Genomic DNA, 13633 nt, shown 5'->3' on the forward strand with positions numbered 1-13633 from the left:
CCCTGGCGACGGGGCGGCCCTTTTTGTTTCAGGGCCTCACACCGGCAGCCGCACCACCGCCCGCAATCCCCCCCGCGGGCTGTCCTCCAGCACCACGTCGCCGCCATGCCGCCGTGCCGCGTCGCGGGCGATGGTCAGGCCCAGGCCGACGCCGCCCGTCTCCGGGTTGCGGGACGGGTCCAGCCGCTGGAAGGGGCGGAACACCGCCTCCCGCTGGGTCGGGGGATGCCCGGCCCGTCATCGTCCACCACCACCTCCCAGGCCCCTGGCGCCGGCCGCAGGGTGACCCAGGCCTGGCGGCCATAGCGCAGGGCGTTGCCCACCAGGTTGGCCAGGCAGCGTTTCAACGTGGCGGGCAGCAGGGGCAGCACCACCTCGTCCTCCGCGGCGGGGCCTAGGTCCAGCGCCACGGTCCCGCCCTCCCGCCGGGCGTTGCCCGCCACCTCCTGCAACAGGCTGCCCAGCTCCACCGGCTGGGGCGCCTCGCCGCCCTCGCCGCGGGCGAAGGCCAGATAGCCCTCCACCATCGTCTCCATGTCCGCCACGTCGGCCTTCAGCTCCTCCACCTCCGGGTGGTCGGGCAGCATGGCCAGCTGCAGCTTCATGCGGGTAAGAGGGGTGCGGAGGTCGTGGCTGACCCCGGCCAGCATCTCCGTCCGCTGGCGGATCTGGCGGCGGATGCGCTCCCGCATCACCAGGAAGGCGTGGGCCGCCTGCCGCACCTCCAACGCGCCCTCCGGCTTGAACTCGGGCGTGTCGCGCCCCTTGCCGAAGGCATCCGCGGCCACGGCCAGCCGGCGGATGGGGCGGATCTGGTTGCGCATGAACAGGATGGCCACGGTGAACAGCACCAGCTGGCTGCCGATCATCCACAGGATGAACAGGTAGCTGGTGAAGCTGAACAGCCGCCGCTCCGGCGACAGCACGGACAGCACCCCGTCCGGCATCTGCACCCGGATCTCGATCCACTCATGGGCCACGTTGGTGTCCAGCCACCAGGGCCGCCGCACCCGCTCGTCCAGGGCCTTGGCCAGGGTTGTCTCCAGGATGCCGCGCAGCCGCTGCCGCCCCTCAGGCAGGCGCTCCCCGGGGCTGAAGGTCACCAATATGTCCATGGTCCGGGCCGCGGCCACGAACACGCCGTTGCGCCCTTCCTCGCCGGCGGTGCGGTCCATCTGGTCGATGACCATGGCGATCTCCCCCGCCACGCCGAAGGCCAGGCGGTTGGTCATGGTCTCCCAGTGCCGGTCATAGAAGACGAATGTGGCGATGGCCTGGGCCAGGACGACGGGCGTCATCATGATCATCAGCGACCGGCCGAACAGGGTGCGCGGCAGGAAGCGCTTCACCCAGCGGAACGGCCGGGGCCGCCGCTGCCAGGCGGTGGGCGGTCGGGATAGGGCGTCCGGCAGGGCCATGGGTCAGGGTCCCCCCGTCAGTCCGGCCGCAGCACATAGCCCTCGCCGCGCACGGTCTGGAGGTAGCGGGGCTCCCGCGGGTCCTCCTCCAGCTTGCGGCGCAGGCGGGTCACCTGCACGTCGATGGTGCGCTCGTTTGCGGCGTCGGCGCCTGCCATCTCCACCAGCCGCTCCCGGGTGAAGACCGCGCCCGGCTCCGCCGCCAGCGCCTTCAGCAAGCCCGCCTCGGCGCTGGTCAGCCGCACCGTCTCCTCCGGCGCGCGCAGCTCCTCCCGCACCGGGTCGAACACCCAACGGCCCAGGCGTATCTCGCTGGGCGCGGGGGCCGCCGGCTTGGGCAGGCGGCGCAGGATGGCGTTCAGCCGCAGCACCAGCTCCCGCGGCTCGAACGGCTTGGCCAGGTAATCGTCCGCCCCGGCCTCCAGCCCGGCGATGCGGTCCCCCGGGTCGCCGCGGGCGGTCAGCAGCAGCACCGGCACCCGCGGGCCGGCGGACAGGGACCGGCACAGCTCCAGCCCGCTCTCCCCCGGCATCATCACGTCCAGCACCAGCAGGTCGAAGGCCAGGGACGACAGCTTGGCCCGCGCGTCCGCGGCGTCGCTGGCCGTGCTCACCAGGAACCCGTTCTGGGTGAGGTAGCGGCGCAGGGCCTCCCGCAGGCGGGTGTCGTCATCCACGACCAGGATATGGGGCAGCTCTTCCGTCATGGGACGGAGCTTAGCAGAACCGGCCCGGCCGCGGCACTGGCCGCGCGTCCGGCGCTCGCGACCCTTGTTGCCTGCATTCGCATGCCTCTCTTGTGCGCATGCGAAGGTCACAAGGTTTACAGGGGCAAGCCCCTTGGGTATGGTGCGCGCGCTTTTGTGACGGTTCGGCGACACCTGCCAGCCCAGAGGGGCCGCGGGGCCGGGCCGCCCCGACCACCCCAGACGACGGGCCCGCCCCCATGAAGCTGATCGCCGGCAACAGCAACAGGCCGCTGGCCGAGGCCATCTCCACCTGCCTGGAGATCCCCCTGACGCGGGCCCTGATCCGCCGGTTCGCGGACGCCGAGGTGTTCGTGGAGATCCAGGAGAATGTCCGCGGCGAGGACGTGTTCCTGCTGCAGTCCACCTCCGCCCCGGCAAACGACCATTTGATGGAGTTGCTGGTCACCATCGACGCCCTGCGCCGCGGCTCTGCCCGGCGCATCACGGCGGTGATCCCGTACTACGGCTATGCCCGCCAGGACCGCAAGACCGGCCCCCGCACCCCCATCTCCGCCAAGCTGGTGGCGAATCTGCTGACCACCGCCGGGGCCAACCGGGTGCTGACCATGGATCTGCATGCCGGGCAGATCCAGGGCTTCTTCGACATCCCCGTGGACAATCTGGTGGCCGCCCCGGTCTTCACCAAGGACATCCAGGCCGCCCTGCCCGGCGGCAACCTGATGGTGGTCAGCCCCGACGTGGGCGGCGTGGTGCGCGCCCGTGCCATCGCCAAGCGCATCGACGCGGACCTGGCCATCATCGACAAGCGGCGTGAGCGGGCCGGCGTGTCGGAGGTGATGAACGTCATCGGTGACGTGACGGGCCGCGACTGCATCCTGATCGACGACATCGTGGACAGCGCCGGCACCCTGTGCAACGCCGCCGTGGCGCTGAAGGAGCGGGGCGCCCGCTCGGTCCGGGCCTATGTCACCCACGGGGTGCTGTCCGGCGGTGCCGTGAAGCGCGTCAGCGAGAGCCCGCTGGACGAGCTGGTCACCACCGACAGCATCCAGGCCACCAAGGACGTGGCGGAGGCCCGCAACATCCGCCAGCTCTCCATCGCCCGCCTGATCGCCGACGCCGTCGAGCGCATCAGCAACGAGCGGTCGGTGTCCAGCCTGTTCGATTGAGCTTTTCCTGTTCCCTCAAGCGCCGGGCGCGGGCACGGGCCCGCGGGCCGGCGGTCGCCGGCCTCCTGCGGCCAACCATGTTGGCCGCAGGCTTCCCGGACCTTGACTTCCCGCGCGGTTTCGCCTACACGCGCGCATCGGTTTTGCGGGCGGGCAGCACCCCTGGAGGCTGCCGCCCATTCCGGGCCCGGGGACCATCATCCCCCGGGCCCTTTGTCGTTGAGGAGAACACCCATGACTGAGATCATCACGCTCGCCGCCGAGGCGCGTGACCGGGCCGGAAAGGGGACCGCCCGGTCCACCCGTCGCGAAGGCCGCATCCCGGCAGTCATCTACGGCAACAAGGAGAAGCCGGTGATGATTTCCTTGGACTTCAACAAGTTCAACAAGGAAATCCACCGCAAGGGCTTCTTCACCCACCTGTTCGACATCACGCTTGGCGACGCCACGCACCGCGTGCTGCCCCGTGACGTGCAGCTGGACCCGGTGACCGACCGCCCGATCCATGCGGACTTCCTGCGCGTGTCCGAGACCACCGAGATCGTCGTGAAGATCCCGGTGGAGTTCGTCGGCAACGACCAGTGCCCCGGCCTGAAGAAGGGCGGCGTGCTGAACATCGTCCGCCACGAGATCGAGGTGACCTGCCGCGCCGCCGCGATCCCGGAGAAGATCACCGTGAACCTGGCGGGCGTGGACGTGGGTGCCTCCATCCACATCTCCGCCGTGACCCTGCCGGAGAACGTGCGGCCGACCATCACCGACCGCGACTTCACCGTGGCCACCATCGCCGCCCCCTCGGGCTCGGCGGAGGATTCCGCCGCGGCCTGATCCGGGTCGTGGCAGTGTCTGGGGTGGCGCCTTGCCATCCCGCATCGACGGCACGGGGGCCCCACCCCCGTGCCGTTCGTGTTTGTGGGATAAGCTTCAAGATCGAGGTGAGGGGTCATGCGGCTGGTCGTCGGCCTGGGCAACCCGGGCCCGGAATATGAGCGCCACCGGCACAATGTCGGCTTCATGGCCGTGGACGAGCTGCACCGCCGCTACGGCACCGCCCCCTGGCGCAAGCGCTTCCAGGGGCTGGTGGCAGAGGGGAGCATCAACGGGGAGAAGCTGTACCTGCTGAAGCCCCAGACCTTCATGAACCTGTCCGGCCAATCGGTGGGGGAGGCGCTGCGGTTCTACAAGCTGATCCCGGAGCAGCTCATCGTCTTCCATGACGAGCTGGACGTGGCCGCGGGCAAGGTCCGGGTCAAGCAGGGCGGCGGCCATGGCGGCCACAACGGCCTGCGTTCCATCGACGAGCATGTGGGCAAGGATTACTGGCGCGTGCGCGTCGGCATCGGCCACCCCGGGTCGAAGGAACAGGTCCATGGCTGGGTCCTGTCCAACTTCGCCAAGGCGGACGAGGCGTGGCTGCCCGCCCTGCTGGACGCCCTGTCCAAGGAATTCCCCCTGATGGCAAAGGGCGATGCCGAGAAATACGCCAGCCGCATCGCCCACCTGACCGCCCCGCCGAAGCCGCCCAAGCCGGTGAAGGAAGGACCCAGGGGTGAGGGGGTGGGGTAAGTTGATCTTTCTGCGTTAGGCCTGCGTAATCCCGTAGGGTCCGGTGCTCCGTCCCAGCCATCGCGAAGGTGGCTGCGTGCGTGGGGAAAACGGATTCTAACGGATCAGAACGGATGAAAACGGATCGCGTTTCGCTTGATCCTGAGACCCAGGACCTCACCGCCACCATCATCGGTGGCGCCATGAAGGTTTCCAATGCCCTCGGGCATGGTTTTCTGGAGGCGGTCTACCGGAAAGCCATGCTGGTAGAGTTGGGGCGGCGAGGTTTGTCAGCAACCGCGCATGTGCCGTTCAAGGTTCGCTATGAAGGAACAGTCGTTGGCGACTACGTCGCCGATCTGGTCGTGGAAAAACGGGTGATCGTGGAATTGAAGGCTGTTTCCACGCTGCTACCAGAACATAAAGCGCAAGTGATCAATTACCTACGCGCCAGCGGCTTGCACATCGGGTTGCTGTTCAACTTTGGCAGTTCAGAGCTTGAGTACAAACGCCTTATCTACTGAACCATTCCGTTAAAATCCGTTCTGATCCGTTCAAATCCGTTTTCCCAACACAGGCCGGGAGCAGGCCGCCCATTCCAAAAGAGCCCCCCGGTTCAAGCCATCACGTCCAACAACGTCCCCAAACTCTGGTCGGCCAGCTTGATCACGGCCGCGCTCACCTCTGCCGCCAGGGCGGATTGGGAGAGGGAGACGATGACCTCGGGGTCCAGGCTGCCGCCGGCGATCTGGGTGGCGGCGTCGGAGGTGGCTTCCTGGGCGCGTTGGAAGCCCTGGATGCCGATGGCGAGGGGGGATTGGGCGGTGGCGGCGATGCTGCTCATAAGGGGTAGCGTAGCACGGGGCGGGGCCCGGCGCACCGGGGGATTGCGGCCAGGCTGGACGTGCCCAATCTTTCGGCCAGGGCTGGACGGCGGGAGGACGTTGGCGTGCGGCGGGGGATGATGGTGGCGCTTGGCGCGATGGTGCTGGCGGGTGGAGGGGTGCAGGCGCAGGACCGGCCGGCGGACTTGGCGCGGCTGTTGGCGGGGAGCTATGACAACCCGGCCCAGTGGGAGGACGGGGGCAGGTCGCGACCGGGCCAGGGGGCTGGGCACCTGCGGATGAACGCCCGGGTGGTGCCGCTGCCGGACGGGGCCTTGGTGGACGGGACGGCGCTGTATATCCAGCAGATCCAGGACAACTTCGCCCCCCATGTGTACCGGCAGGCGGTGCTGGTGTTGAGGCAAGCGGGCGGGTCGGTGCTGATGGAGCAGTTGCGGCTGAGGGAACCGGACCGCTGGCTGGACGCGGATGCCGCCACGCTGGCGACGCTGGGGGAGCGGGACCTGTTGCCCGCGGAGCCCGGCTGTGATCTGGCCTGGCGGCGGACGGGCGCGGCCTGGGTGGGGGAGATGGCGCCGGGGACCTGCCGGGTGGAGGCAACTTGGCTGGGCACGACGCTGACCCGGCATGAGCGTTGGACCGTGGACCCCAGCAACCTGACCCACCTGGACCGGACCACCAAGGCGGACGGGACAGTGTTCGAGCAGACGCCCACCGGCACCCCCTACCGGCTGGCGCGGCTTTCCGGCGGCTAGGGTGTGGGGTGCGGCGATTGCGGGGTGCGGGGCCTGGGCCTGTCGGCTATCGTCCATCGCGGAGGTGACAGATGGGTGACATGGTGGCCGGGCTGGCGGAAGAGATGGAGGCGATGGGTCGGCGGGCCCGCGCCGCGGCAAGCGTGTTGGCGGTGACGCCGACCGAAGTGAAGGACGCGGCCCTGCGCGCGGCGGCCGCGGCCATCCGGGCGAACCTGTCGGACATCCTGGCGGCCAACGAGAAGGACATGGTGGCAGCCCGGGACAAGGGCCTGTCCCCTGCCCTGCTGGACCGTCTGCTGCTGGACCCGAAGCGGGTCGAGTCCATGGCCAGGGGGCTGGAGGACATCGCCGAGCGGGCGGACCCGGTGGGCGCCGTGCTGGAGGATTGGACCCGGCCCAACGGCCTGCGCATCCAGAAGGTGCGGGTGCCCCTGGGCGTCATCGCCATCATCTATGAGAGCCGGCCCAACGTCACGGCGGATGCAGGGGGCCTGTGCCTGAAATCGGGCAACGCCGCCATCCTGCGCGGCGGGTCGGAGAGCTTCCACAGCAGCCGCGCCATCCTGGCCTGCCTGCACCAGGGCCTTCGTGCCGCCGGCCTGCCGGAGGATGCCGTCCAGTCCGTGCCCACCACCGACCGGGCCGCCGTGGGCCACCTTCTGGGCATGACGGCCCATGTGGACGTGGTGATCCCCCGTGGCGGCAAGTCCCTGACGTCCCGCGTGGCGGCGGAGAGCCGGGTGCCGGTGATCTATCACCTGGACGGCATCTGCCACACCTATGTGGACCGGGCGGCGGACCCGGCGAAGGCGTTGGCGGTGACCTTCAACGCCAAGATGCGCCGGACCGGCATCTGCGGGGCGACGGAGACGCTGCTGGTGGACCGGCCTGTCCTGTCCACCCACCTGCCCGCCATCCTGGACAAGCTGATCGCCGCCGGCTGCGAGGTCCGCGGCGACACAGAGGTGCAAGCGCTGGATAACCGGGTCAAGGCGGCGAGCGACGAGGACTGGGACACGGAGTACCTGGACGCCATCCTGTCCGTGAAGGTGGTGGACGGGGTGGACGGCGCCATCGATCACATCGCCCGCCATTCCAGCCACCACACCGACAGCATCATCACCGAGGACCCCGCCACGGCGGAGCGGTTCCTGTCCCGGGTGGACAGCGGCATCGTGCTGTGGAACGCCAGCACCCAGTTCGCCGACGGGGGCGAGTTCGGCTTCGGGGCGGAGATCGGCATCAGCACAGGCAAGCTGCATGCCCGAGGGCCCGTGGGCGCCGACCAGCTGACCAGCTACAAGTACGTGGTCCGCGGCGACGGGCAGGTACGGCCGTGAGGGCCGCATGACCCGGTCGCTCCCCCGCCCCCTGGCCGGAAAGCTGTGGGACGGGATGGTGGTGGGCCTGCTGGGCGGGTCCTTCAACCCGGCCCATGGGGGCCACCGGTTCATGAGTCTGCAGGCCCTGCGCCATCTTGGCCTGGACCAGGTCTGGTGGCTGGTCAGCCCGCAGAACCCGTTGAAGGCGGCCACCGGCATGGCCGACCTGTCCACGCGCCTGCGTACGGCCCGCGCCCGGGCATCCCACCCGCGTATCGTCGTGACGGACATCGAGCGGGAGTTGGGAACCCGTTTCACCGCCGAGACGTTGGGGGAACTGACGCGGCGGTTCCCGCGCACCCGGTTCGTCTGGCTGATGGGGGCTGACAACCTGTCCCAGATCCCCCGCTGGAAAGACTGGACCGGAATATTCGGGATGGTGCCCGTTGCAGTCTTCCCCCGCCGTCCCTATTCTATCGGGGCGCTGGGCGGCAAGGCTGCCCGACGCTTCGCCCGGGCACGGGTGGGGGCGGCCAAGGCGCAGGCCCTGCCGACGATGGAACCGCCGGCCTGGACCTTCATCGGTGGACCGCTGCATCCCGCCTCTGCCACGGATATCCGTGCGCGGGGCGATTCGCTTGCCTGGGTTGCGGGCGATCGTGATGCGGCGGACAGAGTTTGATTGTATCCCAGTGCCAAGAACCCAGGCGTACACGAGACAAGGACCAGAGGTGACCACCATCACTACCGCCGCCCCCAACGGCGCCACCGGGCCGCAGGCCGCGCCCATCCCGGCGCCCACCGCCAATGATCCCGACATGCCCGCGCGCATCCGGGACCTGATCCTGCAGAGCCTGGACGAGGACAAGGCCGAGGACACGGTCCTGATCGACCTGCAGGGGAAGACCAGCTTCGCCGATTACATGGTGGTGACGTCAGGCCGCTCCGCCCGCCAGGTGGGCGCCATGGCCGACCACCTGCTGCGCAAGCTGAAGGACCTCGGCCTGTCCGGCCTGGACGCGGAAGGCCTGCCACAGGCCGACTGGGTGCTGGTGGATGCCGGCGACGTGATCGTCCACCTGTTCCGGCCGGAGGTGCGCGCCTTCTACAACATCGAGAAGATGTGGGGCGTGGAGCCGCCGCCATCGGTGGCGCTCGCTGCCAGCATGGCCGACGCCTCGCCCTACGAGCCCTCCTGACCGGGGGCCTGCGGGACCATGCGCCTCTGGCTGGCCGCCGTCGGCCGGGCCCGGCCGGGTCCCGCGCGCGACCTGTTCGAGGAGTACAGGGGCCGCATGTCCTGGCCCCTGACCCTGAAGGAGGTCGAGACGAAGAAGCGGGTGGAAGGGGAGGAGTTGAAGCGGCTTGAGGCCGAGCTTCTCCTGTCCGCCATCCCCGACGGGGCCACCCTGGTGGCCCTGGATGAGCGGGGCAAGGTCTTCCCGTCGGAGGAGTTCGCCCGCAAGGTCGGCACCTGGCGCGACGGCGGGGTGCAGGACCTGGCCTTCGTCATCGGCGGGGCCGACGGGCTGGCGGAGGAGGTGCGGCGGCGGGCCGCCTTGGTCCTCGCCTTCGGCCCCATGACCTGGCCGCACATGCTGGTCCGCGGCATGCTGGCGGAACAACTGTACCGGGCCCAGCAAATCCTCGCCGGGCACCCTTACCACCGGGCCTGACATCAATACTTGCCCTGGCGTGGGAAGCTTGCGGCCTTCGTTTCACGGCCGCAATCGAAACCGGTACCGGCGCGGGCCGGGCTGGCGCTAATCTCCCTGTGACAGACGCCCTCTCGTCGCGGGAGATTGACCATGATCCTTCGGACCCTGCTGCTGGCCGGCATTGCCGCCACCGTCCCCCTGGCTGCCATGGCCGCCGGCGGCACCCGTTCCCTGGACAGCGTCGGGCCCAGCGTCGTGATCGGCTTGTCGGACACGGCCCTGTGCGTGATGGAGACCCAGCGGGACAACATCTCCGAAGCCTATTACTGGTGCGACCGGGCCATCCGCCGGGCCGAGAGCAGCATCGACGAGCGCTCTGTCGCCTACATGCACCGGGGGGTTGTCCACCTGAAGACCCATGACATCCAGGCCGCCATCAAGGACCTGGACAAGTCCATCGAGCTGACGCCGCACTATGGCGACGCCCATTTCAACAAGGCCAACGCCCTGTTCGCCCTTGGCCGCTACCAGGACGCGGTGGACTGCTACGGCCAAGCCCTGGCGAACAATCCTACCACCCCCGACCTGGCCCACTACAACCGCGGCAAGGCCTATGAAAGGCTGGGCAAGGGCGACCTCGCCAAGACCGACATGCAGCAGGCCATGGCCCTGATGCCGGAAGACAGCCCCCTGGTGGCACGTTTGGGCAAGAGACCCTGACGGAACCCCGCCCGGGGGCAAAGTCCCCGCCCCGGACGCGGGCCAGACGCCCGGCGGCCCCGCCCGAGCCGCCGGGCGTCAGCTTTTCTGGGAGGACGCGGGGCGCCGATAGCCCAATCGCCAGCAAGGCGGCAATGGGGTCGATAAACAGGAGCAGTGATGACGGGATAACCAGTGATGACAGTGATGGGTCGCTGCCCGTCAGGCCGTAGCGCCCATGGCCAGTTTGATCTTGGAACGCAGAGGACGCAGATGGCCGCAGAGGACACAGAGGGTTTGAGGCCTCGGTTCTGTCGGGCCCGGACGTCGGCGGACCTACAGATCAAGCGCCGCAGGCACCATGCCTTATAAAAGAACCGGCTTCATTGCCAAACCGAACCCATCACTGTCATCACCGGCCATCCCTGTCATCACTGTTACAGTAAGTACCTCTGGGTTCTCTGCGGCCATCTGTGTCCTCTGCGTTCAGAAGACAAGTCAGCAACCGCATCAACGCCGGGCAGGTGCCGCCAAGGGCCGGACCTCACTCCTGGCAATCCGGTCACGTGCCTTAGCCGCCAATCCGGCCAGCACGCCCGGCGACTTGGCAAAGCGCTCGGCCCAGCCCTTCTCAGCCTCCACCTGCTCGAGCATGGAGGCGGCGATCGCCTCCTGAACATCGTCGGGGAGGCGGGACACTTCAGAGATGGCGCGGTCGAGGAGCGGGTTCATGGGTGGCAAGATATATCTTCCTTCCCCATCAGGAAAGCCCATGCCCCTCACCGGTCCGCCTGACGGTTCACCACGGCGGTCACCGGGGCCAGGACGATGCCGCGGTCCCTCAGGGTGGCGCTCCAGGCGGCCAAGCGGTCGATGCTGACGGGGTTGGCGGCTTCGGCGAAGCCCACGGCCACGCCGTTGGCCTTGGCCAGGCGCTCCAGTTCGGCGAGCTGGGCATCGATGCCGTTGGGGCTGGCGACCCGGTCCACCTGCAGGTCGCTGACCGCGCGGGGCAGGCCCAGGCGCGTGGCGATGCGGGTGGCCTGGCTTTCCGCCACCTGCCAGAGGTCCAGGTACAACACGCCGCGGCGCTGGAGTTGGGACAGGACCGGGGTCAGGCTGGCGGATTGGGTCAGGAAGCGGGTGCCGGTGTCGGTGCGGCTGGTCAGGCCGACATAGCCGGTGGCGGAGGCCATCACGTCTTCCAGCCGGCGCAGGTTCTCCTCATCCGACAGGCGGGTCAGCAGGGTGCCTCGGCCGGGGTCGTTGCGGGGATAGCCCAGGGGCTCCATGGGCACGGACAGCAGCACCTCGTGCCCGTCCTTCCGGGCGGCGTCCACCCGTTCCTGCAACCCGGGCAGGCCCGGGATGAAGGCGAAGGTCACGGCGCCGGGCAGGCGGGCCACCGCGTTCTCCGTCGCCGCGTCGGACAGGCCCAGCTCCGTCACCACGATGGCGATGCGCGGGCGGGGATCGTCCTGCGGGAAGGGCCGGGCATAGGCCTGCCAGGGCTTGGTCCCGTCCGCCCCCACCTTGGGCAGAAGGCCCGGACGGCCCCGCTCCAGCAACGCGTCCTGGCGGGAGGGCGCCAGCTCCACCGGCAGGTCCACCGGGTCCACGGGGGCGGCCTCCGGCGGCACCGCGTCGGGAAAACGCTTGCTGCCGTCGGGCAGCAGAACGGGCACCTGGCCCGACGGCTCCCCCACCCGCGCAAGGGTGGCCGCGGTATGCGGCGCCCGGATGGCAAGCCACCCGGCCGTGCCCGCCACCGTCAGCGCGACGGCAGCGGCGGCCACGGGAAAGGCCAGCGCCTTCCTGTCCACCGTCCGCCGCGGCGGGTCGGCGAACGGGTCGGCCACGGTGAAGCCGTCCGCCCCCTTGGGCTTGCGCTTGAACGGCAGGGGGAGTTTCAGGCCGCGCAGCCACCCGGCCTTGCCGCCGGGCGCGCCCTCCCCACCCGCGCCGCCCGCCACGCCGAAGCGGGCGGCCAGCACGGCGGCGCTGCCGGCGGGGGTTGCCCCCTCCGGCAGTTCCCCGTCAGGGGCGGCGGCCTTCTTGGACCGGAACTGGAAACGCGCCACGATCGCCTACGCCGCCTTCCCGTCAGTTCGTGTGCTTGGCGCCGGCGAACAGCGACACGCCGCGCAGCAGGTCCAGCGCCCGGGCGAGCTGGTAGTCGAAGGGCTGCTCCCCGTTGGCACCGGGGGCGGTGGCGGTGGGCTGCTGCGGCGCCTGGGGGGCCGAGACCTCACCCGCACCCGGCGTGCCGGTGCCGGCGGGTGGGGCGGCCGGGGTGGTGGGGGTGCCGGAGACGTTCGGCTGGGTCGCGTTGCGCTGCGCGTTGGCGTCGGTGTTGCGCAGGGCATGCGGCAGGTCCGCCTCCCGCCGGCGCTGGGCCTGGGCGATCTGCTCCACCTTGGCGGGCTGCACCTCGATGTCCGGGGTGATGCCGAGCTGCTGGATGGAGCGGCCGGCCGGGGTGTAATAGCGGGCCGTGGTCAGCCGCATGGCCCCGGCGTCGCCGGACAGCGGGATGATGGTCTGGACCGAGCCCTTGCCGAAGCTCTGGGTGCCCAGGACGATGGCGCGCTTGTGGTCCTGCAGGGCGCCGGCCACGATTTCCGACGCCGATGCCGAGCCGCCGTTGATCAGCACCACGATGGGCAGGCCGCCCGCGGCGTCGCCCGCCTTGGCGTTGTAGCGCTCCCCGTCCTTGGGGTCGCGGCCGCGGGTGGAGACGATCTCCCCCCGCTCCAGGAAGGTGTCGGAGACGCTGATCGCCTGGTCCAGCAGGCCGCCGGGGTTGTTGCGCATGTCCAGCACATAGCCGATCAGCTTGCCGCCCAGCTTTTCCTGGATAGCCTTGATGGCCTTGTCCAGGCCCGGCTGGGTCTGCTCGTTGAAGCCGCTGATGCGGATGTAGCCGACATTGTCCTCCACCCGGTAGCGGACGGACTGCACCTTCACCACGGCGCGGGCCAGCTTGATCTCGATGGGTTCCTGCACGCCCTGGCGGCGGATGGTGACCTTGATCTCGCTGCCCACGGGGCCGCGCATCTTCTCCACCGCCTCGTTCAGGGTGAGGCCGACGATCTGCTCGTCGTTCAGGTGGGTGATGAAGTCGCCGGGCTGCACGCCGGCACGGAAGGCGGGCGTGTCGTCGATGGGGGAGACGACCTTGACGACGCCGTTCTCCTGCGTGACCTCTATGCCCAGGCCGCCGAACTCACCCCGGGTCTGCACCCGCATGTCGGCGAAGTGCTTCTTGTCCATGAAGCTGGAGTGCGGGTCGAGCGAGGTCAGCATGCCGTTGATGGCCGCCTCGATCAGCTGCTGGTCGGAGACCTGCTCCACATATTCGGACCGCACCCGCTCGAACACGTCGGCGAACAGGTCGAGCTGCTTGTAGGTGTCCGACTTCACCGGCTGCTTCGCCTGGGCGAAGGACGCGGCGGGGGCCAGGACCAGCAGGGCGGCGGTGGCGACCGTGGAGAAAAGCTTCGTCATGT

The 13633-nt window shown here is 69.5% G+C and carries 15 protein-coding genes and 1 pseudogene; 10 read left to right on the forward strand and 6 right to left on the reverse strand.

Annotation, left to right across the window (positions count from 1 at the left end; genetic code table 11):
* Positions 1–36: 36 nt before the first annotated feature.
* Positions 37–1418: pseudogene (locus HHL28_RS10385) on the reverse strand (ATP-binding protein).
* A gap of 17 nt (positions 1419–1435) precedes the next feature.
* The gene (locus HHL28_RS10390) at positions 1436–2125 is read right to left on the reverse strand and encodes a response regulator (RefSeq protein WP_075768509.1); all 690 of its coding nucleotides are present in this window, start codon (positions 2123–2125) and stop codon (positions 1436–1438) included.
* Positions 2126–2364: 239 nt separating this feature from the next.
* Between HHL28_RS10390 and HHL28_RS10395 the strand changes: the two genes are divergently transcribed.
* From HHL28_RS10395 to HHL28_RS10410, 4 genes are all read left to right on the forward strand, one after another.
* The gene (locus tag HHL28_RS10395) at positions 2365–3297 is read left to right on the forward strand and encodes a ribose-phosphate pyrophosphokinase (protein ID WP_075768508.1); all 933 of its coding nucleotides are present in this window, start codon (positions 2365–2367) and stop codon (positions 3295–3297) included.
* A 234-nt stretch (positions 3298–3531) separates the two neighbouring features.
* On the forward strand, positions 3532–4125 hold the full coding sequence (locus tag HHL28_RS10400) for a 50S ribosomal protein L25/general stress protein Ctc (RefSeq protein ID WP_075768507.1): 594 nt from the start codon (positions 3532–3534) through the stop codon (positions 4123–4125).
* A gap of 117 nt (positions 4126–4242) precedes the next feature.
* Positions 4243–4863 carry an aminoacyl-tRNA hydrolase gene (pth, locus tag HHL28_RS10405; RefSeq protein ID WP_075768506.1) on the forward strand — a complete coding sequence of 207 codons (621 nt, stop codon included), beginning with the start codon at positions 4243–4245 and terminating at the stop codon, positions 4861–4863.
* 113 nt (positions 4864–4976) lie between these two features.
* Entirely contained in the window at positions 4977–5366 is a 390-nt protein-coding gene (locus HHL28_RS10410) for a GxxExxY protein (RefSeq protein ID WP_075768505.1), read from the forward strand.
* A 92-nt stretch (positions 5367–5458) separates the two neighbouring features.
* Here the strand turns inward: HHL28_RS10410 and HHL28_RS10415 are convergent, their stop codons facing one another.
* On the reverse strand, positions 5459–5686 hold the full coding sequence (locus tag HHL28_RS10415) for a hypothetical protein (RefSeq protein ID WP_075768504.1): 228 nt from the start codon (positions 5684–5686) through the stop codon (positions 5459–5461).
* Between the two features lie 105 nt (positions 5687–5791).
* On the opposite strand from HHL28_RS10415, the gene HHL28_RS10420 reads away from it, so the two are divergent.
* From HHL28_RS10420 to HHL28_RS10445, 6 genes are all read left to right on the forward strand, one after another.
* Positions 5792–6442 carry a chromophore lyase CpcT/CpeT gene (locus HHL28_RS10420; protein WP_169655102.1) on the forward strand — a complete coding sequence of 217 codons (651 nt, stop codon included), beginning with the start codon at positions 5792–5794 and terminating at the stop codon, positions 6440–6442.
* A gap of 71 nt (positions 6443–6513) precedes the next feature.
* Positions 6514–7785, forward strand: coding sequence for a glutamate-5-semialdehyde dehydrogenase (locus HHL28_RS10425; protein WP_075768502.1), 1272 nt, complete (start codon positions 6514–6516; stop codon positions 7783–7785).
* Positions 7786–7792: 7 nt separating this feature from the next.
* Positions 7793–8449: a nicotinate-nucleotide adenylyltransferase gene (locus HHL28_RS10430; RefSeq protein WP_075768501.1), complete on the forward strand. Its 657-nt coding sequence runs from the start codon at positions 7793–7795 to the stop codon at positions 8447–8449.
* A gap of 49 nt (positions 8450–8498) precedes the next feature.
* Complete coding sequence (gene rsfS, locus HHL28_RS10435) at positions 8499–8966, forward strand: ribosome silencing factor (RefSeq protein WP_404325534.1); 468 nt, start codon at positions 8499–8501, stop codon at positions 8964–8966.
* Positions 8967–8984: 18 nt separating this feature from the next.
* Positions 8985–9443, forward strand: coding sequence for a 23S rRNA (pseudouridine(1915)-N(3))-methyltransferase RlmH (gene rlmH / locus HHL28_RS10440; RefSeq protein WP_075768500.1), 459 nt, complete (start codon positions 8985–8987; stop codon positions 9441–9443).
* Between the two features lie 132 nt (positions 9444–9575).
* A complete protein-coding gene (locus HHL28_RS10445; RefSeq protein ID WP_075768499.1) occupies positions 9576–10145 on the forward strand; it encodes a tetratricopeptide repeat protein in 570 nt (189 codons plus the stop codon).
* Between the two features lie 489 nt (positions 10146–10634).
* Here the strand turns inward: HHL28_RS10445 and HHL28_RS10450 are convergent, their stop codons facing one another.
* Genes HHL28_RS10450 through HHL28_RS10460 form a run of 3 tightly spaced genes read right to left on the reverse strand, consistent with a single transcriptional unit; the run spans position 10635 to position 13631 of the window.
* Complete coding sequence (locus HHL28_RS10450) at positions 10635–10856, reverse strand: hypothetical protein (RefSeq protein WP_075768498.1); 222 nt, start codon at positions 10854–10856, stop codon at positions 10635–10637.
* A gap of 47 nt (positions 10857–10903) precedes the next feature.
* Positions 10904–12205 carry a divergent polysaccharide deacetylase family protein gene (locus tag HHL28_RS10455; protein ID WP_075768497.1) on the reverse strand — a complete coding sequence of 434 codons (1302 nt, stop codon included), beginning with the start codon at positions 12203–12205 and terminating at the stop codon, positions 10904–10906.
* Between the two features lie 22 nt (positions 12206–12227).
* Positions 12228–13631: a S41 family peptidase gene (locus HHL28_RS10460; RefSeq protein ID WP_075768496.1), complete on the reverse strand. Its 1404-nt coding sequence runs from the start codon at positions 13629–13631 to the stop codon at positions 12228–12230.
* Positions 13632–13633 lie beyond the last annotated feature (2 nt).

This window comes from Aerophototrophica crusticola (genome assembly GCF_012913305.1).
Classification (GTDB): domain Bacteria; phylum Pseudomonadota; class Alphaproteobacteria; order Azospirillales; family Azospirillaceae; genus Niveispirillum; species Niveispirillum crusticola.